The sequence below is a fragment of the Psychrobacter pasteurii genome (assembly GCF_900162815.1).
GTDB lineage: Bacteria > Pseudomonadota > Gammaproteobacteria > Pseudomonadales > Moraxellaceae > Psychrobacter > Psychrobacter pasteurii.
In genome coordinates this window covers 1-25,403 of sequence record NZ_FUGD01000107.1, presented here as the reverse complement: position 1 = coordinate 25,403, position 25,403 = coordinate 1, and the positions used below count along the sequence as shown (strand labels likewise).

Below are 25,403 nucleotides of genomic sequence, written 5' to 3'. Positions count from 1 at the left end.
TATGAGCAAGCAAAACGAAAAACTGCATGAGCGCTTGCTTGAGCGTATCGATGCAGACTATGAGCAATCTCACGACAATCAACGCCAGTCTTATGATGACCGGCGTTTTTGTTTTGTAGCGGGCGCACAGTGGGATGGCGATATTGGCAGACAGTTTGCTGGTCGCCCAAAGTTTGAATTTAATAAGATTCAACTTAGCGTTATTCGCATCTATAACGAATGGGCTAAAAACCGTTTTACGGTTGAGTTTAGACCGCAGAACAACATTGCCGACAGTGAGACAGCTGATAAGTTGCAGCAGCTATTTAGAGCTGACGAACGTGATAGTAATGCTGATGAAGCATACTCTACTGCGTTTATGGAGGGAGTATCAGGCGGCATTGGTGCGATATTACTCGAGGCTAAATATGAAGATGAAGATGGTGATGATGACGAGTATCAACGTATTCGTATTAAGCCTATCTTTGAAGCCGATACGATGGTTTATTGGGATGCTAACGCCCGTCGGTACGACAAGGCAGATGCTAAGCATGTGACTATCGTTACATCAATGAGTAAAAGCCAGTTTGAATCTAAGTACAAAAAAGAGCCTGCTAGTTTTGATGACTTGCAAGGCTATCGGTTTGATTGGCGTGATGGTGATAACGTACGAGTTGCCGAGCATTATGAGCTAACCGAAAAGAAAGTCGAAGTTACTAAACTTTCACATCCCGAGGGTGGCGAACCAGTCAAGCTATACGCTGACGATGAAGATTACGATCAGCAATTAGATGACTACATGGCGCAAGGCTTTGAGATTGACTTTGTTAAAAAGGTCAAGCGCAAACAGGTTGAGGGCTATGTATTAAGCGGTAACGGGATTGTCGAGAAACTAGGCGTCATTGCGGGTAAGTATTTGCCTGTAGCGCCTTTTTACGGCAAGCGCATGTATGTCAGTGGTCGAGAGGTAACACAAGGGCATGTAGGTCTATCTCGCGACGCTCAGATAGCATTTAACCTCAAAATGTCAGGACTGATTGATCTAGCAAGCCGTCCACAAGATGAGCTGCCAATCTTTACGCCAGCACAGATTAAAGGGCATGAGCAGCAGTGGGCAAATAAAGAAGTCGCACGAGTACCATACCTAACAGTTAACCCGACGAAAGACGCAAGCGGTCAAGTTGTCGGTGTTGGTCCAACTGCCTACACTAAAGCGCCAGTCATTCCGCAAGCAATGGGCGCACTGATTGAGTCTAGCGGAGCGTTAATTGGTGAGCTGACAGGCAATCAGGCAAACGGTGAGCAGTTAGTTAGTAATGTATCAACCGAAGCCGTTGAAATGGTACAAGACAAGGTCGATGCGCAGGCATATATCTATCTTGATAACTTTGCTAAAACCATTGCACACGTTGGCCGAATCTGGCTATCAATGGCACAGGATGTTTACGATGAAGAAAGCCGTGAAATGGCAGGCGTTGGTCATGATGATACTGATAGTAAGATTATTATCAACAAGCCCACTATCAAAGACGGCGCACTTGCATACGAAAACGATATGCAGGGCGGTAAATATAAAGTAACCGTTGATATTGGCGAAGCGTTTAGCACACAGCGCGATAAGACAATTAAACGTCTGCTTAATCTTGTGCCAATGGTGCAAGACCCACAGATGCAGTCAGCGCTACTTAATACTATCTTGGCTAATCAAGATGGCGAGGGTATGCACGACTTGGCTAAGTTTGCTCGCAAGAACAACATCAACATGGGGATTACTGAACCTGATGAGCAAGAAGCCAAAGAAATGCAAGCAGCGCAGCAAGCAGCCGCTAATCAGCCGCCTGATGCACAAACGCAATACTTTGAGGCTGAGGCAGCTAAAGCACTCGCGGGAGCGGAGAAGGCGAAAGCTGACACGCAAAAGGTACTTGCAGAGGTTGATGAGACTCGCGCTGATACGGCTAAGACTTTGTTTGAAATGCAGAAAGAGCAGCAGCAAACACAGCAGACCATGCAAGAAATGATGGTCATACTGCAAGCCATGCAGCAATCACAGCTAGCGAATGAGCAGCAAATCAAACAAGAAGTTACGCCGCCGCCTGAACAGTTAATGCCTGATATGGGGCAGATGGAACAGATGATGGAGGGCGCTCCTGATGACCTGCCACCAATGGAAGGCATGATGTGAGATTAAATTCATTACTATGCGCTGATGACAAGCTGTCATCTAGTGCTAATGACAATAGGCCGCCTAACTAGCGGCTTTTTTGTTGCCAAAAATTAACCAACGGCCACCAGATGCCTAATCTGAGGAGATAGAAACGTGAGTGAATTTGACGACGACAACCAAGACTATCAAGAAGATATCGAGCAAGTCGATGACGAGCTGTTAGACGACGAGCAAGACATTGAAGACAGTCAAGACGATGAGCAAGATGCCGACGGTGAAGAAGCCGAAAGCCAAGATGATAGCGACGATGATGCGCTTGATTTTAGCTTTGATGATGATGGTGAGAGCAGCGACCCTTTCAAAGGACAAGAAGCACCCGAGTGGGTGAAGAAAGTTCGAGAGGAAAACCGCGAGCTGAAACGTCAATTAAAGCAGCGTGAAGCACAGCAAATGCCGCAACAAGTGTTGCGTGAAGAACCGACGCTTGACGACCATGATTATGATGACGAGGCGTTTAAGCAAGACTACGCCCAGTGGTTGCAAGAAAAGCAGCAAATTGATGCGCAGGTACAAGCCGAGCGGCAAAAGTACCAACAGTATCGTGAGCGCTATAAAGCCGATGTTGACGCAATTAAGGCCAAAGCACCTGATTATGACGAGGTAGAGTTATCCGTCGTTGATGTGCTGTCTGAGCAAAAGCAAGGCTTACTGCAAATGCTAGTCGATAATCCTGCCAAAGTGGTTTACGCGCTTGGCAAAAACTCACCGGCACAACTGGATAGATTATCAAAACTTGATGACATTCAGTTTGCTAAACAAATTGTCTTAATGGAGATGCAAATGTCGTCCAAGACCAAATCACGTAACCAGAATAAGCCAAAACCGAAAACGCATGAGCTAGAGGGCGCAGCAGGAGGGGCTGATACTCGACTAGCTAAGTTAGAAGCAGAGGCAGACAGAACAGGCGACCGCTCAAAAGTGGCTGCATACAAAAAACAAATGAGAAAGGGGTAGATTATGGCTGGATCAACTAAAAACCAGTTATTGAAGCAAGAATTAGTAATGTTCGATGAAGTCATTGCTGATTTTGAAGAAACGTTAGTTTATACACAAATGGCAGAGCGTTTTAACATCGGTGATGCCGCTGTATCAGCTCGCGCTAACGATACCGTATGGCGTCCAATGCCGCTACAAGTCGATAGCCAAGAAGGTTTAGACCAAACGGGTAACTTCTTAGGTCATACCGAGCTTGCAGTACCAGTGACTGTTGACCGTGTGCGCTCAGTACCAGGGACTATCAATAGTCGCGAATTGCGTGACCCAAGCGTGCTACGCCGAAAAGGTAATGCCGCTAAGCAAAAGCTCGCTAGTGATGTGAATGATGCTTTGCGCCGTCAAGTGGCTTACTACGGTTCTATTGTTGACACTCGCGCAGGCGCTGCAACAGGTTTTGACGATGTTGCCTCGCTAATGGCTAAGTTTGATGACTTAGGCGTACCAGAAAACGACCGCATGGCGATTTACTCAAGCCGCGACATGGTAAAAATGGCAGGTGATTTAGCAAGTCGTCAGACGCTATCAGGTAAGACGCAGACAGCGTATGAAAAAGCCTATATCAACGAGATTGCAGGTTTTGACGTACATAAAGACGCGTCAGGTATTTATCTACCAGCGGCAACCGTAACAGGTGCGACGGTATCAGGTGCTAATCAGCGTCATATTCCGACAGCAACCAAGAAAAACCCAGCGACAGGTGACGAGCATAACGTTGACAACCGTTCAATGAAATTGACCGTTGCAGCTACAGGCGGTGCATTCGCTGTTGGTGATGCGTTCACGATTGCCGGTGTTTACGCCGTTAATATGAAAAACAAGCAGCAAACGCAAGAGCTTAAAACGTTCCGCGTTATTGGTGTTGATAGTGCAACTCAGATCGAAATTGTACCAGCTATCGTTTGTGATGATGGTCCTAACCCTACCGGCGCAGAAGAAGCGTACAAAAACGTATCAGCGACGCCAGCAGCGGGCGCAGCAATTACCATGCTGAACAAGAAAGCGAGCTATGCAAACAGTGCGTTTGTTAAAGGCGCGCTTGAGTTTATCCCGTCAACATTGGCGCTTGATGGCCAAGATGGTTGGGCTACTACTAAGGCGACTCTTGATAACGGCTTAACGGTTTACTATACCCGTCAAGGCGATATTAACGACCTATCAACTAAGTATCGTTGGGATATTGTGTTCGGTACAGCATTGCTTAACCCAGAAATGGCAGGCATTCAGCTATTTAATCAAGGAGCTTAATAATGGCAAACCCTACTTTTACAGCAGCAAAAATCACTCGTGATGGTGTGACAGGCTTGTATCATTGCGAGTTTACCGTATCAGGAACAGATGTTAAGGCGGAAGGCGTAGGCGATACTGAATACCAAGCCAAGCGCCATGCAGTCGTAACATATCGCAAGGCCAATCCGCTTGCGTTTCTTGATATCCCTGCTTAGTAGTTAATTATTAGATTTATGGTTATATGTACTGGCTTCGGCCGGTGCATATTGCGATGAATTTAACCAACCAGGAGTACAGCAATGTCAAAAGTTACAGGGCATAACCCATTAACACCAGAGCAAATCGAACTTATGAACAAAGTCAAAGCTAAAGGCAATGAGCTTGGTGAATTGATTGACGAGCTTATGGCTTTAGATGATACCGATAAGCGGTCACTGGCTACTGGTAAAACGAACATTCAAACAGGTCTAATGTGGCTGGTGCGCTCAGTTGCTAAACCTTCTACATTTAGCTAGGAGAATACAATGTCAAAGATTATGATTTATGCCGCGCTATCAGCTATCGGCGGTACGATTGAAAACGTATGGGGCACAGAAATGCGCGTCAAGTCGATTGATTCAAGTGATAAAGACGCCGTAGAGCAGGCTAAAGCAGACGGTTGGACAAACAAGCCGCAAGACGTTATCGATCAAGTAGAAGCCGAAAAGCTGCAAGCTGAAAACAAAGTTATGAAAGGTCAATTAGGCGATAGTAAGCGCATCAAAGAGCTTGAAGAACAGTTATCGCAAGCATTGACCGAGGTTGCAGGACTTGAAGAAACTGTGACTGAGCTAAAACATAAGGTCGAAGTTTACGAATCAGCCAAAGACATCAACGGCAATGGCAAGGTCGACTACGAAGAAATGACCAATGCCGAACTACAAAAACTACTTGACCAGCGCAAGGTCGAATACAACAAGCGCGATGGTAAAGATGCGTTAATCAAAGCAGCTAAAGAGAGCGAGTAAATTATGAACATCACAAAGCGCGATATTGTTGACAGGGCGTTCAAACTCTTATCCATGTCGGGCTTTGAGTTGGATGACGCGCCCGAGGACGAGCAAGACATTCTACAGACGCTCGATGACATGATGGCAGAGCTACAAACGGATAACTACGACTTTGGTTATCTTTTTGCCGAGGACGTAACCGAAAGCTATTTAGGCGATTTAGCAGGCATTAAGCGTGACGCCATTAGCGGCATTGCTCATAAGCTCGCATTACGCATCTGTAGCTTGTTTGGAAAGACGCCGCCAGTGTTGCTACTTAATCAAGCTGACGACGCTTATAACGCATTATTGACACGCTATCAAAAGATACCAAAAGTCACTGAACGCGAAGAAAACTGGTTTTATGGCGTGGGTAATAAGGTAAGGTGGTGATATGCAAATCCCTATTGTAAACGGCATCTATACTGATGTAACGGCGGATTATCGCACGTCATACCCGCTTAACCTTGTGCCAGTGCCAAAACAGAACGGTATCGCTAACGGCTATCTACGCAAGGCAGATGGTATCGCGTTGTTTTGTGACATGGAGAAAGGCGGCATTGATAGAGGCGGTATTAATTGGAACGGCGTTTGTTATCGTGTTATCGGATCAACGCTATGGCGCATTGATGAACAGGGGCATTGCACAAGTATTGGCACGGTATCAGGTAGTGAGCAATGCAGCTTTGCTTACTCGTTTGACCGATTAGGCATATCAAGTGGTGGCAAACTTTACTACCTAAAAGACAATAAACTTGAGCAAGTCACTAACGCCAATCTTGGCGCCGTGGTCGATGTTGAGTGGATTGATGGTTATTTTGTCACAACCGATGGTGAGTTTATTATCCAAACGGAATTAAACGACCCTACGCAAGTTAGCCCAACAAAGTACGGCTCAAGTGAAGCAGACCCTGATCCGATTGTTGGCTTGATGAAAGTCCGCAATGAGCTTGTCGTTTTAAACCGCTATACCATCGAAGTATTTAGCAACACAGGCAGCGCGGGTTTTGCGTTTGCCCGTGTCGATGGGGCGATGATGACCAAAGGGCTCATAAGCACGCAAGGCAAATGCTTGTTTGCTCAGTCATTCGCGTTTGTTGGCAGTGGTAAAAATGAGCCTTGCAGTGTTTATCTTGGTGCTAATGGCGGTCTATCAAAGATTGCCACTCGTGAGATTGAGCGCATTATCTCAGAGTATAGCGACGCACAACTAGCGACCATTGTGCTTGAAGCTAAAGAGCAAGAGATGCACCAGCATTTATATCTACATCTGCCCAACAGAACGCTAGTGTTTGATTTTGCAGCCACTCAAATCATGCAGCAACCTATTTGGTTCGAGCTGTCATCATCAACTGATGGCAAGGGCGCGTATCGAGCCATTAATCATGTGTGGTGCTATAACAAGTGGATAGTTGGCGATAGGTTTAACAGTAACGTAGGCGTGCTTAGCAACAAGCTATCAAGCCACTACGGTGAGCCAGTTTGTTGGCAGATTGACACAACCTTTATTTATAACGGCGGTCAAGCAGGACAAATCAAATCAATTGAGCTTGTCGGCTTAACTGGGCGCACAAATGATATGCCTGACCCAAAGGTATTCTTATCGTGGACAAAGGACGGTTTAACATGGTCAAACGAGCGATTGCATCGGCAAGGTATGCGCGGGCAGTACAACAAGCGCATTATTTGGCTACGAGCTATTGGTATGTTTAGGCAGGCGATTGGCTTGCGATTTCGTGGCTGTGATGACTCCCTAGCGAGCTTTACAGCGATTGAGGCAGACGTGGAGGCTTACGGTAATGGCGGTCAATAAAGTATATAAAATCCCGCGCGATGTTCTAGCCAAGATGACGGACAATAACCCGCAAGCAATCGCGGCATTGGAAAACAGTCAGAACATGGCTGAGCGCACGCCGCAAGAAATGGAAGATATCCTTATCAGGATTGAGCGAGCAACAGAACAAGCAGAACAAGCCGCACAGATTGCCACACAGTCAACCGCTATCGCTCAACAGCTAGTAAGCGACCTTGCACCACAATTAAACGCTGTGAGCGTACCACAAGAGCAATCAGACGCATTAAACGCGGTCAATGTATCAATCGAGCAAAATAATCAACTGCAACCAGTCGGCAACTATCAAGACTGCCCTATTCAACTCATGCCAATTTAGGTGATATATGAAACTAATTAACAAACAGGCTGCAAATATCACTTTGGCAGCCGAAAGCAATACCGTCTATCTACCAAAGACTGACGCACAGATTCGAGCCTTAACCATTCATAATCCGACCGCTGAGCCTATCGATTTAACGATTGAAGTTAGCGGTAAATCAATGATCAAGAAAACCATTACAGCAGGTGCAACCGAGGTTATCAGCTCGCTATTTAATCAGCAATTGGTCAAAGACGAGCCATTAACCATGACAGGTGAGGGTGCCAACGTACTGATCACAGTTGTTGAAATTACGGAGTAATTGCCATGGCAGTCAGGCAGGTTAAATTCGCAGAATATCAGACGGAAATTACAGCAATGATGCTTGATATGCTGCATCTTGAGCCGCAGCCGGTTGAGATACCGATTCAATATTACATCAACATTGATGAGGCAGGGGTATTAAAGCCAATGCTATGGTTTGATGGCGATGTTATCAAAGGAGTGGCCTTGATATTCGTTTCTACATCTATGCGTAACGAAGCCTTGCTTGATGCTCAAACAGATGTGTTATGGGTTAAGCCTGAATATCGCGGTAATAGCTCAGAGTTTATCGATGACATACGCTCGCATTTAAAAGAGATTGGCGTAAATTTTTGGTATGCGTCAAGCCGTGATACTTCACCGATTGATAGCTTTTTAATCAAAAACAAATTTAAGCCACTAGAACGGCTATTTTATTGCGAGGTGTGACATGGGATTTATTAAAAAAGGTTTTGACAGTATAACGGGTAAAACAGCCGCAAAGAACGCCAGTAAAGCGCAGCAGCAAGCAACACAGCAAGGCATGGAGGAACAGCGCCGCCAGTTTGATATTATGCAACAGCTCATGAACCCTTATGTCCAAGCAGGGCGGCAAGGGCTGAGCGGTCAGCAAGACTTACTAGGATTAAACGGCTTTGATAAGCAACAAGTCGCTATCAGAAACATTGAAAACAGCCCATTCTTTAAATCGCAATATCAGCAAGCAGAAAACGCGCTATTACAAAACGCAGCAGCGACTGGTGGATTGCGCGGCGGAAACTTCCAGGAAGCCTTGGCAGATAATCGCTCGAATATGTTATTTAATAACGTCAATCAGCAATTACAAAACCTATCAGGCGTGGCTAGTAATGGTCAAAGCGCAGCAGCAGGTCTTGGTGGTAATGCCTTACAGTTTGGTAATAACATTGCGCAAGGCTATCAAGATATTGGTCAGGCTCAAGCAGGGTATCAGTTAGCTAAAGGTCAGGTTAATAGTGGATTGCTAGGCGGCGTACTGAACACTGGTTTTGGACTAGCAGGATTTAAGGGGTTCTTCTAATGCAACTAGCACAAAGTTACTTACAAGGCATGGCAAGCCCTTTTGATAATATCTTAGGTGCTTACAGTCAAGGTCAAACGCTACGCCAAAATAGCGACCTACTCAAATCCCAACAAGCAGAACAGGCGCGTAAGATTGCAGCGCAACAGGCGCTTGAAACGATTGATTGGAATGATAAAAGCGCTATCGCTAGAATAGTAGCGCAATTTCCTGAATACACTAAAGGCGCAAAAGACTACTACGATGCGCTTGAGCAAAAAGAACAACAAGCCCTGCTCTATGATATGAGTACGTCTATATCGGCATTGAGCAGCGACCGTCCTGATATTGCTGTCCAAAATATGCGCGATAAAGCAAACGCTTATCGTGACGCAGGCAATGAAGAAAAAGCAGAAGAATACTCGCAAATGGCAGCATGGATGGCTCGGGACCCGCAAGGTGCAAAGAGAGCAATGCAGATGAATTATGCAGTGTTAGCGGGTGATAAAGCGGTGTCCGGCTATAAATCTTTTGTTGATGCTGATATTGCAGAAGACGCCGCGCCAGTCGATAGAGCAGCAACGCAAGCCAAAACGATGGTTGATCGTGTTAATGCAGCAGGTGGCGTTAATAAGCTAATCTCTACCGCTGCACTGACAGACGACCCCAACACATTTATGGAAATGATAGACACGGCTTATGATTCAGGGTTAATTACACCAGAGAAATATAATAGCTTGCTTGAATCTGTATCAGGTGACGGCGAGGAAGCAGTGGCAACGCTTAGACGGTTGGCGCGCGGCAATCCTGATATTATTGATAAGTTATTGCCTGATGTTAAATACATTGATGTAGGCGACGGTATCACTGTTAATACGTTCGACCCACAGACAGGCGGAGTTAGCACACTTGGAACAATGACCAAAGGCATCAACCCCGAAACTATCTACAAAGAAAATGCCGAAACTGATCGTAATACCTACTCGCAAGATTCAGCCACAAACAGGGCCGGAATTCAGGCGGAGACCGCACGATACGGTGTAGACATGCAAGCTGAAACCGCAAGACAATCAAGGGAGCTGCAAGCATATTTGGCAGAACAAAAAGCTCAGTTAAGCAGCAATGAATTTACGCAAAAGGTTATGCCTGATGGTCGAGTTCTGCTTTTTAACAAACAAGGGCAGTGGAAGCCCGTCTTAGACACCAACGGTAAGCCGATGATATCCAAACCAAGTGTTGCTGATAAGCCGCTAAATGAATCGCAGGCAAACGCACTAATGTACGGCAAGCGTATGCAGACAGCCAATAAGATACTAGAAAACTTAGAGGCAAAAAACGACACTTGGGATATTAAAGGCGGTAACCTATTGGCAAGAGTAATCCCTAAAGCCGGCTCAGAGGACTTCAAGAAGTATGAGCAAGCTAAGCGCAACTTCATTAATGCCGTACTACGTAAAGAATCGGGTGCAGCTATTGGTAAAGATGAATTTGAAAGCGCTGATAAACAATACTTCCCGCAAATCGGCGACAGCGAGGCGGTTATTAAGCAGAAAGCTGCTAACCGTAGGCAGGTGACTAACACTATGCTGTCTAATGCGGGTCCAAAAGGTGAAGCAGCTAAGAAAAATAAACCTGTAAAAACCAATGATTTATTTTAGGTGGTGATCTATGGCAGCATATAAAGGTAGTAAGTTACCGGACGGTACGCCGCTTAATGTGGCGGTTTACAAGGCTTATCGCAACGCAGGGTTGTCACATAATCAGGCGTTAGCGGTGACGGCTGAGGTAGGGCGCGAGAACAGCTTTAGTGCTGGCACATTGTTTGGCAATCATACCGACCCTGCTGCAACTAAAGGCGGCAAGCCAATTCGCAATCTTGGTATGCTGTCATGGAATCAAGGGCGTGACAAAATGCTTGAGGATTACTTGGTTAAAAATGGCGTCATGAAAAATGGCGTCATGGCTCAAAATCAAGCCAATCTCAACGCACAGGCGGCATTTAGCGTTAGAGAAATGAAGAGCCCTCGTTATGCAGGTAAGCTTAAAAACTTTTGGAACAACCCAAATGCAAATCCAGATGTTTACGCTAGAGAGCTTGGCAAGCATTACATCGTATGGGCTTATGGTCAAGACACTATTAAAGCGAAGGGCGGTGGTCGTACAGCGTTTGACTGGAGAAAACACGATAATAGGCGCAGGGGTCATTTAAACACGCTTGCCGGTATGTTAGGCGGTAAAACTAACTATCAGGCTCAAGCGCAGCAGCCAACATTTCAAGCACCATCTTTTAGACCTGCATCGGAATTAAAAGTTGCTAAACCTACTTTTACAGCCCCATCATGGCAATCACCGGAAGCACTTAAAGGCGCACCAGTTGCACCATCGTTTAATCCTCCCAAGTGGCAGACAGGCGGTGATATTAATCCGCCTAGCGATATACAGCCAACAGGATTTAAACCGCCTGAATGGAATAGCGAGCCGCTAGAGCAAGAGTTTAAAGCGCCGGCGTTTAAACCGCCTGAATTTATGCCTCCCGAGCAATTACAGACAGTACAACAAACAGCAATGCCAGAGCTTGAACCGCAAGAGTGGCAAACCTAACAGGTGATACTATGGCAAAGATACCAAAAGAAAAAGTCGTTAGAGTAATCAAGGCTAAGCGTGCCACCGGCATGACTGACAAGCAAATTTTTGACGAGTTTGTAAGACGCAAAGACGGTCTAGGTAATAATGTACGCACCTTGATTAGTCGTTATGAAGATAACGAGTCACCTGACGCCAGAGAAGAAGCTGCCAGGTTTTTCGGCTTAGATATTACACAAGTGAAAGGCAACTCGCAGCAAGGCTCAGCCAATAAAAACGCAACCGTTCTCGACAAAGCTAAGTCTTATGCAGCTAGTGCCAAAGCCGGTCTTGCTAACTCGACCGTGGGCTTGTTTCAGCTCAACGATATGGTAGCAGACGGGCTTGGCAAAGGTATCAATAAAGTCTTTGGCACCAATATTGATACGAATGCGTTAGCAAGAACCAATGCGGCCAACGATGAGCTTAACGCGCGAGCAGATAGGTCTCGTCTTGCTGCTAATCGCACTGGTGGCGACTGGGTAAAAGGAGGCACAGAAATAGCTGCGACATTGCCGCTTTATATGGTTGGTGCAGGGGGTGCCACAAGAACTGCAAGAGCAGTAGAACAAGGGGTAAGAGGCGCAGGTGTTGCGGCTTTAGGTAGAGCGGACAACAACGAAGAACGCCTATATAAAATGGGTTTGGGCGCATTGGGTGCGGGTGTAGGGCAACTAGGTGGCGAAGTGGTCGGTGCAGGTCTATCAAAGGTCGCCGGTAAAGCTGCAAACGTCAAAACTGGTAAACTTAAACCTAAATACCAAGAAGTCGATAATTTGGGTAAAAAGTATAACGTACCGACATCGCCAGGGGATCTAGTAGGAAAAGGTGTTCTTCAGAATACTGAATCCCATCTAAATCGCTTGCCCGTAGTCGGTAACAGCAAATTTATGGAAGGTCAGGCAAAAGCAACCGAAAAAGCATCTAAAAAGGTTGTTAAGAAATTAAAAGACACAATGAATGCTACTGACTTTAAAGCCGTCGCTAAGATTGAGAAGGCAGCCAATGCGGGCGACCCTAACGCTAAGCGCGTTTTAGGCGTTATCAACAATGCAGGCGATGATAGTGACAAAGTTATTCAAGCGAGCCTAGAGGTTACGAAATGGCGTAAAAAGCAGATAGCAAAAAACCTATATAGCAACGTGGCCAAGGAAGTTGAAAAAACAGGTAATGATATTGTCGATGTATCAAACACAAGAGCCGCTTTAACAAAGGTGCTTGACGAGCAAAATTCTTCAATATCACCTAACAAGGTAGTGGTTAGGGAGGTGTCCGAAATGCTTGAAAACCTTGATGATGTAGCAAGGCCGCTGACATTCAAGAATATTCGTGAGTTACGATCTAAACTTGGCAATCTAGCCGACGAGTATGGCAACCCAACAGGTAAAGCGGATAACTTCGCGTCAAGCGTGTTTAGCAATGCAAGACAAGCGGTTACTAAAGACCTTGATAATTTCGCCGCCACATCAGGAGGGAAGGTTAAAGAGGCGTACAATAAGGCGGACAAGTTCTACGCTAAAGCCATCGCCAATACAGACAAGTCTATTGAATCAGCCATTAAGACAAACAAACCTGATGAAATATACGATAAATTCTCAAAGGCTGGTAAAGGCGATAATGCGCAAATATTAGTAGGTAGCTTAGATCCAAAAGGTCGTGATGCATTGCGCTTACGCATGGCAGAGAAGGCGATGGATAAGGCGTGGCATGAAACAAGCGAATCCTTTAGTCCTGCTAAGTTTGCCGGTGAATTTGAAAGGCTATCAGAGCCTTACAGTAAAATATTTACCGGTGAAGCCAAAAAAGAAATGGATGGTTTTGTGAAGCTTATGCGTCACGTTGAACGCGCAGGTTCGTTTAAAATGAATCCGCCCACTGGTGTGCGAGCGACTGATATTGGTATTGCAGCGACCGCTATTGCTAGTCCAACAACCGCTGCAACGGGTGCAGGTATCGCATTCCTTGCTAAGACCCTACTAACCACTCGCGCAGGAAAAAACCTATTGTTAGCAGCCAGCGAGTTGCCACCTACGCAAAAGGCAGCGTTTGACAACATCATGAAAATTGCTACTAAACTCGCATCGTCGTCAGGCTCGAAAAAGGGTCGTGACACTGCCGAACGTGTAGCAGGCACCAGAGTAAGCGAGCAGGATAGCAAGTCGCTACAGTCTTTCTAATTGCTGTATCCTGTAGTTTTGGTTATATTGCTTTAATGGGTATTATAGTAAATATTCTGTAATGAGATAAACATCGGGAATATGATAGCGTTAGAAAAATAACTAGTGCTATCCACTTTTTAAAGGTCGAAGTATGGAGTATTTACTATTAATCATCGGAGTTGTTGCCGGCATCCTAGCTTTAGTGCTGCTGGGCTATTTGGCAAAAAGCCTTTGGCGGTTTGGTCAATACCTAAAGATTAAAGCACCTGCAATTTGGTATATTTACAAGGTTTTTTGGGTTTTATTGTTACTGGTCATCCTGATAATAACTTTTGCTAGTGCTGTCAATTATTACAATCAGGAGAAAAGAAGAAAAGCCGAAAAAGTTTTCTTAGAATCCAATTCAACGCTCATAAATACAGCTGCGAGTGACTTTGTTGATTTGATTTATCGAAACGACGATATTTATATTGATGATCACCTTGAGCACTTAGAGAAATGCATTCCAAGTTACATCAAGTTAAAGCAGATTGATGTTAACGACTTCTATTTTGATGCAGGTTATACTGTTGTAGATCGCGCTAACAAGTTGAGAGAAGATATCACTCCTTGGAATAATTTAAGCGATGAGGAGCGACTAAGGATCACATTGAAAGAGCTGGATTGCGATAAAAAACTAGGGAAGCTAACTCCTGAGGAGTACAACTTAAGAAAAAAACACTATCTAACAAAACCAAAAGTTATATCTAGGTCCCAAGTTGAGAAAGTAATCCAAGAGCTAAAGGATAAAGGGCTTTCTGACAAATCTATTATGAAAGAGTTGCTTGCAAATGAGAATTTCAAAGGGACTCTCAACTATATGATTACAGGTTATGATATTAGCGGCTCACCAAATCCTGTTTATGTAGTAGGGAGGGAGTTTGGCTTGGATACCGATTCTGATATACCTAGAATAACCAAAGCTATGAGGGACAAAAGACTTAAAGATATGGATAAAAGAGATGAAAACCTGCGATTGAGCATAGATGCGCTAGGCGCCACGCCGCGTCCTGATTACTCAAGCGCAAGACCAACACCAGCGCCCGAAGTTATTATCGATAACCCTTACGTGGTTCCAACTCCTGAATCCGATATTTTGGAACATGATAGTGAATAACCAGTAATATCTGAACCTCAACCACATCAACAAACACCGCCCATCGAGGCGGTTTTTTAATGCCCACAATCCCGCCATGCGCGGGTATTTTTTTGCCTAAATTTTGGAGATTAACATGGCATTACGCACCCCTTTAAGCGTTACCCCGCATTTATACATGGGCGATAGTACAGGTCGCCCGCTTGATAAGGGCGTTGTTTACTTTGGAGAGCAAGATAAAGACCCCGAGTTTTATCCTATTAATTTATTTAGTGATGATGCGCTGACCAAGCCGCTAGCACAGCCAGTTCACACCAAAGGCGGTTATCTTTACGACAAAGGCGATATGGTAGAGCCTCATGCTAAAGAGTTGATTTACAGTGTAAAGGTCCTTGATAGTTATGGCCGCAAAGTGTTCTACAAAGGCGCGATGATGCGCAATAGCTGGAATGATGATGTTATTGAGCAGATTAATACAGCTATTATTGGCTCGGCTGATATAGCTAGACAGATTGCTACAAATATAACCAACGATGCCATCAACAGCACAGCAGTCGAGGGTGGCGTTTTAGCTGATACATTTGTTGTTGTTGACAGCTCTTTGTCACAGCGAACTATAAATAAAGGCTTAGAGTCAATCGCTGACTTATCCACTATTAAAAATCCTAAAAACGGACTACGGGTTTATGTTAAGTCATACCATGCAGGTCTTGGAAAGGGCGGGGGTTATTTTACTTATGATAGCTCAAAATCTAGTGTTAATAATGGTGGAACTGTTATAAATGGGTGGGTAAGGAGTTACCAGTTGCTCGATGTAACTATGTTTGGAGCAATAGGAGATGATAAACAGGAGTTATACGATACTAATTACAACTCTGATTATGTAAGTCAGCCTTCAAAGATAACCCAGCAGACAGCAGACGGTTTAGCCATAAACAAAGCTATTATTTACGTGAGAAATGCAGGAGGTGGTTCTATCTATTTTCCAGAAGGGACGTACAGAACTTACGGGTATTTTGAACGTATTGACTTTCCATGTGTAATCTATGGAGCAGGTTCTAGCTCGCTAATCAAGAATTGTGATAATTCTCCGACTGACAAAAATGGTTACGGTATATTCCATATCCAACCAGAGTTTGTTAGTGAAATAACATTCATGAACTTAAAGGTTGATGGGAATGGGCACGCCAGAACAAAACCTACACAAGAGTGGCGAAGTTACAATTTTCATGTATGCGGCTTACCGCAATTGCGAATGCTTAACGTTGACTCTGTGAATGCTGTTATTGACTGTTTATGCTTGCGATATCGTAGACCGTTTGAGTTGACAAACGATGCTGGTGACTACCCTTTGAGTTGTAAGTTTGTCAACTGCAATCTTACAGATGCGTTTAGAAACACTCTTACATTAGCGGCAGGAAATAATGTCAGTTTTGTTAACTGTGATATTACAGGCGGTGGTTACGTACATGATGGAATTAACCCAAGGGTTTGCTTAGATATTGAACCTACAACTGGATATGCCCAGTATCACGTTTTAAATGTCTCATTCACTAATTGTTTATTTGCTAAAGCTATAAACGGCATACTAGGAGGTACTTGGGGGCAAGCAGTATTCACCGATTGTACGATTGATGCGAGTCATAAACACGCCGTTAATGCGAATAAAAAGGGATATCCGTGGGCGTTAATTATGTCATCTATAGGTCACTGGACTTTTAATAGTTGTAAGATAATAGGGAATAAAGAGGAAAAAGAGACGTACTGCTACCACTCAAATGCACACGATTTAATATCTGACTTCGCAGAAGAGGGTGGCTTGTTCCTCAATAATACCGAATTTAGTTATTGTGGATTCAGTGCAAATGGGCGTAGATTAGAAATTAATAATGTAACTTTTAAAAACTCTAAACGTCCATTTAGTATATCTCCAGGAAATAAGCCACCACAAGGGGATGTGAAGATACGGAATTTAACATTAGTAAATGTATTTGAAACAACAAACACGTCTGGTGCATACTCATCATTTTCACTCAATAGTTTTCATAAAGGAAATATTGATATTGATGGTTTACGCGCTATTGTTGATAAATCCCAATTGCTTAAAAACTTTACTGAGTCTGATTTAGTTGATCGTGTAAGTTTTAGTGGCATCACATTAAGACGAGGTTTAGATTACTGTGCTGCTAATGGCTACCTGGCGGTGGCTAAAAACATCCACTCGGAAGGTTACTACAAACGTATAAACAGTATTCTTACAATTCCTAAGGATAACAAAGATTGGGGAGACCCTTCTTTACCTCCTGCTGACACGCAAGCGTCACATACAGCAAGTATTGTTGGGAAGTTAGTTGATGGGGCAGTTGCCCAAAACATAGTGACTAATACTAATATTTCTGGTACAGCAACGTCAATTGATAACCCTTCTAGTCGGGTTTTGGGCGGACGAACAACTGGGTATTATCAAAACTGTACGATGTGGGGGGGTTACGATTAGGTTATACATGCAATAGAAATCTTTTATCGTTAAAAATTAGCAGGGGCAATACCGCTTCTAAATGTCTTTTACGAATTAGCCAGACTTCGTGTCTGGCTTTTTTGTGCAACCAACATGGAAACCCTCTTTTGAGGGTTTTTTATTATCAAAATTTAGGAGATCCAATGCCAAATAATACACCCTTCTGGGATATCATTTTACTAAAGCTTTTGGCATTCTTGCCTAAGGTTTTTGCAGCCGTTATTGGTGCTATTTTTGGTCTGATGCTGAGCGGAGACATCGGCAAAGACGGAAAAATACAGGTCAATATGTCGGTTATTATCAAGTTCACCATAGCAGTAACTGTTTCGCTCTTTGGCGGTGCAGCGCATATCGAGCTCATGGACTATCAAAAATATAGCGTCATGACACATGGAGCAATCATGTTGCTATGGGCCGTCTTTGGCATGTTAGCGATTGGTATTGTTTATCAGTCTGTAGCATTGATGCAAGGTAAGCCCTTGTCAGCAGTAATCAAAGAGATTAAAGACGCAGCACTCGCAATAATCAGCAAGTAGTGATTACCAACTAACTGGCCCCTTGATTGGGGCTTTTTTACGTCTGGAGAAAAAAATGAAAGAAGCGACAGTTAAGAATCTGCAAGCTACTTTAAAGCACAATGGATTTTACGATGGTGAAGTAGACGGTGTTTGGGGCAATATGAGCCAGGCTGCATTTTATGCGATGGTAGAGGCAGCGAATCACTGTAAGCAGCATCAGGGCGTTGATGCAACTCAAGAAAAATTGGAGCCGACAACCGGTAGTAACTACAAGCTATCAGCTAAAAGCTTAGAGCGACTGCACACTACTAAGCCAGAGCTTCAGCGACTAATTAAAAGAGCGATTGAGATTACTCCGATTGATTTTGTTGTTTTAGAAGGCAAGCGTGACATTCAGCGTCAAAAGTGGCTGGTAGCAAATGGCAAATCTAAGACAATGAATAGCCGACACTTGACTGGCGATGCTGTCGATATCGCACCAATTAAGAACGGTGCTGTATCTTGGGATTGGAATGACTACTATCCGCTTGCTAAAGCAGTGAAGCAGGCAGCCAAGGAGCTAAACATTCGTGTAGAGTGGGGCGGGGACTGGACTAGCTTTAAAGATGGCCCCCACTGGCAGTTGCCGTGGAAGTAAAAAATAGCAACGGCGGGTACTATTGGGGTACTTTTTGAGTACTCATAAAAATAGCAGACAATAAAAAAGGCTCTCAGTAGTCTGAAAGCCTTTGATATCAATGTATTAACTGGTGGGCCCAGCTGGACTCGAACCAGCGACCAAAGGATTATGAGTCCTCTGCTCTAACCAACTGAGCTATGAGCCCTGATAACAAGCTGTTTAATCAGCTTTATTAGACGCATTATATTACCTGAAAAATATAATTTTGCAAGCGTAACTCGCTAAATTTGTGACAGTTTTTTATTTAATTTTGGCAATCGCCTCAACTCTAGCTTGATGTATGGCCTCACCAATGGCACTGCCTTTTAAACCCTCATCCACATCATTAATGGTAATGGCCTTAAAGGCCTGAATATACTTGCTAAATTGCAGCTGCTGATAGCTAAGTTGAACCACCTTGTGTACTTGTAACAACTCACTAAGCTCAAGCTCGCTTTTATCCGCTTTAGTTATAGTAATAAGTTTGGCAATGTCTTCTGCTGTAAGCTGAGCATAGTGTGTCAAATACGGATAACACGTGATATAAGCCTGTGCAAACTGGGCAATCTTTTTAGGCACTTTCAATAACTGGGCTAAGGCTTTGGCTTCTGCTAACCAAGATTGACACCCCTCTAAATTGACTGAGCTTTCTAGTTGATCCATGGGTTCTGTGGTAAACGCTAACATCAAAATAGCCCAGCGTTGAGCCAAGTTAAAGTTCTGCTGGCCAGCTATCTGCAAAGCACCAAATACCAAGTCTTTAGTAGAATTATTGCTTAAAGCCTCAGCCAAATTAGGCATAACATGGGGGAGGGAGCCGACTTTCATCAGACAGTCGATATAAGCTTGAGGTGAGTTTTGTAGTAAGGCGCGACTGGTTTCTTGCCATACTCGCTCAGCAGTTAAATGTTTAAGCTCATCACTATCATTGATTTTCCCAATTAAAGCTATGGTTTCTGGGGCAACAATGAAGTTATGCTCATTTTTATCCTGCTCAAGTTTTGGGTCATAAAACCTGCCATAAAATCGGGCGATTCTTAATACTCTAAGGGGGTCTTCGCTAAAGGCTTCGGATACATGGCGTAAGACCTTGTCTTTGATATCTTGCTGACCGTTATAAGGGTCAACAACCTCTCCTGTGATGGGGGTGTCATCCATTAATCCTTTGACTTCAATGGCCATAGCATTAATGGTTAGGTCGCGGCGTAATAAATCTTCTTCGATAGTCACTTCAGGTGAAGCATAGACTTCAAAGCCTTTGTAGCCCTTTCCAGATTTACGTTCTGTACGAGCCAGCGCATATTCTTCTTTAGTTTTGGGGTGCAGAAATACTGGGAAGTCGTCACCTACCTGAATAAAGCCTGCCTGTAGCATCTGCTCCGGTGTGGCACCGACTACCACGAAATCTTTATCAGTATAAGCTCTTTTGAGCAATTTATCGCGAACTGCGCCCCCAACCATGTATACCTGCATAACCTTCCTCAATACCTTGTCTATACGGATTTTTTATGGGTAAAATTAAACCCTATTTGTTTTTAAGCTAACATTTAAAAAATGTGAATTTTAATATATGCTAAATTATACAGCCGTTAAATGGACCAGTTTGTTATAATGCAAAGCCTTTCAATAAATGCTTTGAGTAATGAGCCATAACGGAGTTTAAGTAAATGATGATTTCAAGCTATGATCACTTGAAAAAAGCCATGAATGAGTTTAATGATACCACCTTAATTAGACTGGTGTATGTAAGTAATATTAGTAAACAAGCCTTGCCAGACCCCTTGCTATTTGAGCATATTCGTACTCACTCTGAAGACTATAACCGCAAAAATAATATTAAGGGCATGCTTTGTAATAATCAAAAATACTTTTTACAGTGCTTAGAAGGTACCAAGCAGGCACTGCTGCCCTTAATGGACAGAATATTTCAAGATAAAAGACATAAAAAACTTAGGGTTAATTTATTAAAGCCTATTGAGCATTATAGCTTTGATGATTGGCGTATGCGTAGCTTGAGCTTAGATGAAAGTTTGTGGTGTAAAGGGACAATACAAGCCCAGTCACCTGAACTAATGAAGTTTATCCCTTTTAAACCTTTAGAGTGGTCTGAATGGTTTCTTGAACATTTTTTAGAGATCATGCGTAAGTTCGATGATGTGAATCAAAGCTATGAGGCGCAGCAAAAAAGCTATAATATTGTGCGAGACCCCAATGCTCAGGTAGTCTCTATTTTAGATTCAACGTTATTGCACGCTTTCTTATTGGTCTTGGTGCTGGCTGTATTGTTGGGTGTTTTGCGGATGAACGCAATCATTTAGTCAAAACTGTTTAGGGCTCATCTATATAGTTAACGAATCCAAGTGACCTATATTAAAATTTAAAGCATAAAAAAAGCCAGCATTGCGCTGGCTTTTTTATTGAGTAATAAGCAAAGGTTATTTGGCTATTTACTCAGCGTTATTTGCTTCGATATCTTGAGCTTCAGTTACTGCTAAAGCGGTCATGTTAACAATACGACGAGCAGTAGCTGATGGGGTTAAGATATGAACTGGTTTGCTTGCACCCAATAAGATTGGACCAATGGTGGCACTGCCAGTCGCTGTCTTCAATAGGTTGAAGGCAATGTTAGCCGCATCCATGGTTGGCATAATCAATAGGTTAGCAGGGCCATTTAAGACACTGGCTGGCAAGTCTTGGGCACGGATACGGTCATCTAATGCCGCATCACCATGCATTTCACCATCAAACTCAAAGTCTACGTTCATTTCAGTCAATAGTTCGTATACTTTACGCATTTTAACCGCACTATCACGGTTAGAGGTACCGAAGTTTGAGTGTGAAAGTAGAGCAACGCGAGGCGTGATACCGAAGCGGCGCATTTGATCTACTGCCAAGATAGTCATTTCAGCCAATTGTTCAGCAGTTGGGTCTTCATGGATGTAAGTGTCAGCAATGAATAGGTTACGGTTTTGCATTAACACCGCGTTCATTGAGTAGAAGTTATTAACCCCTTCTGACTTACCAATCACTCTTTCTACAAAGTTTAGGTGTAGGTTATAGTAACTGAAGGTACCACAAATCATACCATCAGCAGCGCCTTTTTCTACCAATAATGAACCAATTAGAGTGGTTTTACGGCGAACATCACGGCGAGCAAGTTCAACACTTACGCCCTTACGTTTGTTCTTCTCGTAGTAGTGCTGCCAGTACTCTTTGTAACGAGGATCGTCATCTTGGTTAACGATTTCGATGTTAGAACCTGCTTTTAGACGTAGGTTTAAGGCATTGATTTGTGACTCAATAACACTTGGGCGACCGACTAAGATAGGTTTAGCTAGACCTTCGTCTACCACTACCTGTACCGCACGTAATACGTCTGGATCTTCACCTTCACAGTACACAATACGTTTTGGATCTTCTTTCGCACGAGCGAATAAAGGCTTCATAACGAAGGCTGAGTTATAAACGAACGCCGAAAGCTTCTGACGATAGGCATCAAAGTCTTCGATAGGCAAGGTTGCTACGCCTGAATCCATCGCTGCTTTAGCAACGGCAGGAGCGATTTCAATAATTAGGTTTGGCTCGAGCGGACCAGGAATTAGATACTCTCTACCAAAGCTCTTGCTAGTATCAATGTACTTCTGACCTTGTAGAGGGGTTGCTTCTACGTGCGCCATTGCTGCAATAGCGTGTACACAAGCAATCTTCATCTCTTCGTTTACTGTCGTTGCACCCACATCAAGAGCACCACGGAAGATATAAGGGAAACAAAGAGCGTTGTTTACCTGGTTTGGATAGTCTGAACGACCTGTTGCCATGATAACGTCATCACGAACAGAATGAGCCAACTCAGGCATAATTTCTGGAGTAGGGTTAGCTAGTGCAAAGATAATTGGATCACGAGCCATACGCTTGATCATATCTGGTGTTAGGATACCTGGCATTGATAAGCCTAGGAACATATCCACATCATCCATTACATCATCAAGGCTAGTGGCATCTGTGTCACGAGCATAACGCTGTTTGCTTTCATCTAAGTTGTCACGTTTGGTTGAGATGATACCGCGTGAGTCTGAAACGAAGATGTTAGATTTCTGCACGCCTAGGGCACAAATTAAATCTAAGCAAGAAATAGCTGCAGCACCAGCACCAGAACAAACTACTTTGATGTCTTCAATTTTTTTATCAATAAGTTGTAGGGCGTTGATTAAAGCAGCACCAACAATAATTGAAGTACCATGTTGGTCATCATGGAACACAGGAATGTTCATGCGCTTACGTAATTCGCGCTCGATTTTGAAACATTCTGGGGCTTTAATGTCTTCTAAGTTAATACCACCAAAGGTTGGCTCAAGAGAGGCTACCGCTTCAATGAACTTGTCAGGATCGTTTTGAGCAACTTCAATATCGAATACATCAATACCCGCGAATCTTTTGAATAGAACGCCTTTACCTTCCATTACTGGCTTTGAAGCTAATGGACCAATATTACCTAGGCCCAATACAGCTGTACCGTTGGTAATAACACCCACTAGGTTATTACGAGCAGTGTATTTTGCTGCAAGTTTTGGGTCTCTTTGGATTTCCAAACAAGGAACCGCCACACCTGGAGAATAAGCCAGAGCTAAATCGTGTTGGTTAGCAATTTGCTTAGTAGGAGTGACTGAGATTTTACCTGGGATAGGGTGCTCGTGGTAATGCAGGGCGGACTGCTCGAATTGCTCTTTATTCATCGAATTGATGTCGTTAATTTCAGTGGTGTTTGAATTAGAAGTGTTATCGCTCATGTTTAAGACCAATTATCTTTAGAAAAAGGAAATCCGCAAACGGGAGACTCAAATTTGTGGCATTTGACCCCTATATATTAGCATTTTACGATACTAATTTTAGGGGGTTAGTCACTAAATATTATTAACGTTATTAATGACGTGTGCAATGTTTAGAATTGTCTATTGCGTCAGTAATAGGGTGATTATACAGATTCTCAGAGTATATATCTTGTATTACAGGCTTTAATCACAGTTTTTTACATGAAAAATATTTGGCAAAGCCCAAGATAATTATGATGAACAGCTGATGATTAAAGGTTTTGCCTCTTTATCTGGGGCAGTAGTATCCTCAGCGGTTGCTTTTTCATGTTGTTTGTGGGGCGTGGTTAGTAGCTGGAACAATCTATCTACCTCACTAAAGTCCCCTGACTCAGCTTTAGTAATGGCACGCTGCGCCATGCTATTGCGTAATACATAAACTGGGTTGGTGTCTTTGAGATATTTAACGACCTCAGATTTATTTGCATTTATTGATTCAAGATGAGTTAGATAGCGCTGTTGCCACTGAGCCCAAATGGTTTGTTGCTCAGCATCTAATTCGGCATCTATTGCTTTTAATAGTCCGGCTTCATAAGGATTGCTGTCACTATCAATGATCGCAATTAAGGCTCTAAAGCTATTGGTATAGTCCAGCTTATTGGTTTCCATAAATTCTAGAAGCTCAAAAGCCAATTTCAACGTCTCGTTAACCACTTCGGTTATTGAATCATTACCTGTTAGGCTATCCCAAGGCAGACCTAGTTTTTTACAGATGCCTTGTTGATAGTGCGACATAAAGCTTGTCTCGTATTTGGCCAGACACTGAGCCAAGACTTCGCGGCTTAGGGTCTCTTTATTGTCATTAAACAAAGCTTTGCCAGACAGTTGCATAAAATGCATCATCCATACATTTAGGTTCCAATGACCAATAGCTGGCTGATTTTGATATGCATAACGGCCTGAATAATCTGAGTGGTTGTTAATCCAAGCAGGGTCAAATCTTTCTAAGAAGCCAAATGGGCCATAATCTAACGTAGTGCCAGTGATGGATAAGTTGTCAGTATTCATAACCCCATGAGCAAAGCCAATCAATTGCCAATCGGCAATCATGGTAGCGGTACAGGTCACTACTTCCGTGATAAAGTCAGCGACCGGAGTCTGTGACGTGGTTAGCTCAGGGTAATAAGCCTCTATCATATACTGGGTAAAGCTTGGCAATAAGTCAGGAGCGAAGCTTGCGATCCATTCAACATGACCTAAGCGAATGTGGGTATCTGCTACCCGCATCAGTGCCGCACCTTGCTCTACTGTCTCCCGTCTAACTGAGGTATCGGAGGTAACGAAGCCTAAAGAGCTAGAGGAACGGATACCCAGACAAGACATGGCATGACCACACAAATATTCTCGAATTGTGCTACGTAATACAGCTCGGCCATCTCCCATTCTAGAGTAGGGTGTCAAGCCAGCCCCTTTTAAATGTAAGTCTGTAAGCTCACCTTGTTTATCAATAACTTGAGCCATCAGTAGCCCGCGACCATCACCAAGTTGTCCGGCCCATTGACCAAACTGATGACCCGCATAAGCCATAGCCAAAGGATCAAACTCTTCAGGCACATAGTTACCCGATAATATCTCAACCCAATTTTCTATTAAATCTGGATCTTCATCCCAGCCTAAGCGCTTAGCAACCAGCGGATTAAAGTGTCCTGCTCTTGGATTACTTAAGGCGGTAGGTGGCTGTCGGTTATAAAGGCGGGGATCTAAGGTGACGTAACTGTTTTGATAATTCATAATTTTGGCTTTTTTATGTGAGGTATGGCTTTTTTTTGAAAAAGAGGTTGTTGGCTATAGTTAAATTTGCAGAGCTTTAATGACTTTTGATTATATCAAATCATGGGTTAAGCGACTGTGGTTTGAATGTTGTTGATGGATTTTTGACCTCCTCCCCTCGCTAAACCGAGGGGATTCCTACAGCTAGACGGTCAAGCCCGACCGCAAGGATGTTCTTAGCAGCATTGATATCTCTATCATGC

23 protein-coding genes, 1 tRNA gene and 1 pseudogene are annotated in these 25,403 nt (G+C 43.6%); 20 read left to right on the top strand and 5 right to left on the bottom strand.

Annotation, left to right across the window (positions count from 1 at the left end; genetic code table 11):
• Position 1 precedes the first annotated feature (1 nt).
• The 19 genes from A1232T_RS09590 to A1232T_RS09500 all read left to right on the top strand — a co-directional run bounded on the left by A1232T_RS09590 (position 2) and on the right by A1232T_RS09500 (position 18,541).
• Complete coding sequence (locus A1232T_RS09590) at positions 2-2,164, top strand: portal protein (RefSeq protein ID WP_077449205.1); 2,163 nt, start codon at positions 2-4, stop codon at positions 2,162-2,164.
• 135 nt (positions 2,165-2,299) lie between these two features.
• On the top strand, positions 2,300-3,160 hold the full coding sequence (locus A1232T_RS09585; RefSeq protein ID WP_077449204.1) for a hypothetical protein: 861 nt from the start codon (positions 2,300-2,302) through the stop codon (positions 3,158-3,160).
• A 3-nt stretch (positions 3,161-3,163) separates the two neighbouring features.
• Entirely contained in the window at positions 3,164-4,447 is a 1,284-nt protein-coding gene (locus A1232T_RS09580) for a P22 phage major capsid protein family protein (RefSeq protein WP_077449203.1), read from the top strand.
• A 2-nt stretch (positions 4,448-4,449) separates the two neighbouring features.
• Positions 4,450-4,644, top strand: a complete 195-nt coding sequence (locus A1232T_RS09575) for a hypothetical protein (protein ID WP_077449202.1) — start codon at positions 4,450-4,452, stop codon at positions 4,642-4,644.
• A gap of 84 nt (positions 4,645-4,728) precedes the next feature.
• Positions 4,729-4,944 (top strand): Acb2/Tad1 domain-containing protein, encoded by a 216-nt coding sequence (locus A1232T_RS09570; protein WP_077449201.1) that lies wholly within the window; start codon positions 4,729-4,731, stop codon positions 4,942-4,944.
• Positions 4,945-4,953: 9 nt separating this feature from the next.
• Complete coding sequence (locus A1232T_RS09565; protein WP_077449200.1) at positions 4,954-5,436, top strand: hypothetical protein; 483 nt, start codon at positions 4,954-4,956, stop codon at positions 5,434-5,436.
• 3 nt (positions 5,437-5,439) lie between these two features.
• Entirely contained in the window at positions 5,440-5,850 is a 411-nt protein-coding gene (locus A1232T_RS09560) for a packaged DNA stabilization gp4 family protein (protein WP_077449199.1), read from the top strand.
• Between the two features lies 1 nt (position 5,851).
• On the top strand, positions 5,852-7,270 hold the full coding sequence (locus A1232T_RS09555; protein WP_077449198.1) for a packaged DNA stabilization protein: 1,419 nt from the start codon (positions 5,852-5,854) through the stop codon (positions 7,268-7,270).
• The gene (locus A1232T_RS09550; protein ID WP_077449197.1) at positions 7,257-7,628 is read left to right on the top strand and encodes a hypothetical protein; all 372 of its coding nucleotides are present in this window, start codon (positions 7,257-7,259) and stop codon (positions 7,626-7,628) included. The genes A1232T_RS09555 and A1232T_RS09550 overlap by 14 nt, the downstream gene beginning before the upstream one ends.
• A 7-nt stretch (positions 7,629-7,635) precedes the next feature.
• On the top strand, positions 7,636-7,932 hold the full coding sequence (locus A1232T_RS09545; protein WP_077449196.1) for a hypothetical protein: 297 nt from the start codon (positions 7,636-7,638) through the stop codon (positions 7,930-7,932).
• 5 nt (positions 7,933-7,937) lie between these two features.
• On the top strand, positions 7,938-8,363 hold the full coding sequence (locus A1232T_RS09540; RefSeq protein ID WP_077449195.1) for a hypothetical protein: 426 nt from the start codon (positions 7,938-7,940) through the stop codon (positions 8,361-8,363).
• 1 nt (position 8,364) lies between these two features.
• Positions 8,365-8,973, top strand: coding sequence for a hypothetical protein (locus A1232T_RS09535; protein ID WP_077449194.1), 609 nt, complete (start codon positions 8,365-8,367; stop codon positions 8,971-8,973).
• Positions 8,973-10,610, top strand: a complete 1,638-nt coding sequence (locus A1232T_RS09530; RefSeq protein ID WP_077449193.1) for a hypothetical protein — start codon at positions 8,973-8,975, stop codon at positions 10,608-10,610. Before A1232T_RS09535 ends, A1232T_RS09530 begins: the two co-directional genes overlap by 1 nt.
• Positions 10,611-10,620: 10 nt before the next feature.
• A complete protein-coding gene (locus A1232T_RS09525; RefSeq protein ID WP_077449192.1) occupies positions 10,621-11,553 on the top strand; it encodes a hypothetical protein in 933 nt (310 codons plus the stop codon).
• 11 nt (positions 11,554-11,564) lie between these two features.
• Positions 11,565-13,751 carry a hypothetical protein gene (locus A1232T_RS09520; protein WP_077449191.1) on the top strand — a complete coding sequence of 729 codons (2,187 nt, stop codon included), beginning with the start codon at positions 11,565-11,567 and terminating at the stop codon, positions 13,749-13,751.
• Positions 13,752-13,884: 133 nt separating this feature from the next.
• The gene (locus A1232T_RS09515; RefSeq protein ID WP_077449190.1) at positions 13,885-14,889 is read left to right on the top strand and encodes a hypothetical protein; all 1,005 of its coding nucleotides are present in this window, start codon (positions 13,885-13,887) and stop codon (positions 14,887-14,889) included.
• Between the two features lie 115 nt (positions 14,890-15,004).
• On the top strand, positions 15,005-17,365 hold the full coding sequence (locus A1232T_RS09510; RefSeq protein WP_077449189.1) for a hypothetical protein: 2,361 nt from the start codon (positions 15,005-15,007) through the stop codon (positions 17,363-17,365).
• A gap of 164 nt (positions 17,366-17,529) precedes the next feature.
• Entirely contained in the window at positions 17,530-17,922 is a 393-nt protein-coding gene (locus A1232T_RS09505; protein ID WP_077449188.1) for a hypothetical protein, read from the top strand.
• Positions 17,923-17,977: 55 nt separating this feature from the next.
• Entirely contained in the window at positions 17,978-18,541 is a 564-nt protein-coding gene (locus A1232T_RS09500; protein ID WP_244152445.1) for a M15 family metallopeptidase, read from the top strand.
• Between the two features lie 110 nt (positions 18,542-18,651).
• Here the strand turns inward: A1232T_RS09500 and A1232T_RS09495 are convergent.
• Positions 18,652-18,728 (bottom strand) — tRNA-Ile (locus A1232T_RS09495).
• A 95-nt stretch (positions 18,729-18,823) separates the two neighbouring features.
• Complete coding sequence (locus A1232T_RS09490; protein WP_077449187.1) at positions 18,824-20,035, bottom strand: tRNA nucleotidyltransferase/poly(A) polymerase-related protein; 1,212 nt, start codon at positions 20,033-20,035, stop codon at positions 18,824-18,826.
• 194 nt (positions 20,036-20,229) lie between these two features.
• On the opposite strand from A1232T_RS09490, the gene A1232T_RS09485 reads away from it, so the two are divergent.
• Positions 20,230-20,880, top strand: a complete 651-nt coding sequence (locus A1232T_RS09485; protein WP_077449186.1) for a BLUF domain-containing protein — start codon at positions 20,230-20,232, stop codon at positions 20,878-20,880.
• Between the two features lie 129 nt (positions 20,881-21,009).
• Here the strand turns inward: A1232T_RS09485 and A1232T_RS09480 are convergent, their stop codons facing one another.
• The 3 genes and pseudogenes from A1232T_RS09480 to A1232T_RS14440 form a co-directional block, all read right to left on the bottom strand.
• Positions 21,010-23,349, bottom strand: a complete 2,340-nt coding sequence (locus A1232T_RS09480; RefSeq protein ID WP_077449185.1) for an NADP-dependent malic enzyme — start codon at positions 23,347-23,349, stop codon at positions 21,010-21,012.
• Positions 23,350-23,622: 273 nt separating this feature from the next.
• Positions 23,623-25,161: a protein adenylyltransferase SelO gene (locus A1232T_RS09475; protein WP_077449184.1), complete on the bottom strand. Its 1,539-nt coding sequence runs from the start codon at positions 25,159-25,161 to the stop codon at positions 23,623-23,625.
• Positions 25,162-25,321: 160 nt separating this feature from the next.
• A pseudogene (locus tag A1232T_RS14440) lies at positions 25,322-25,403 on the bottom strand (RNA-guided endonuclease TnpB family protein); the annotation flags it as partial.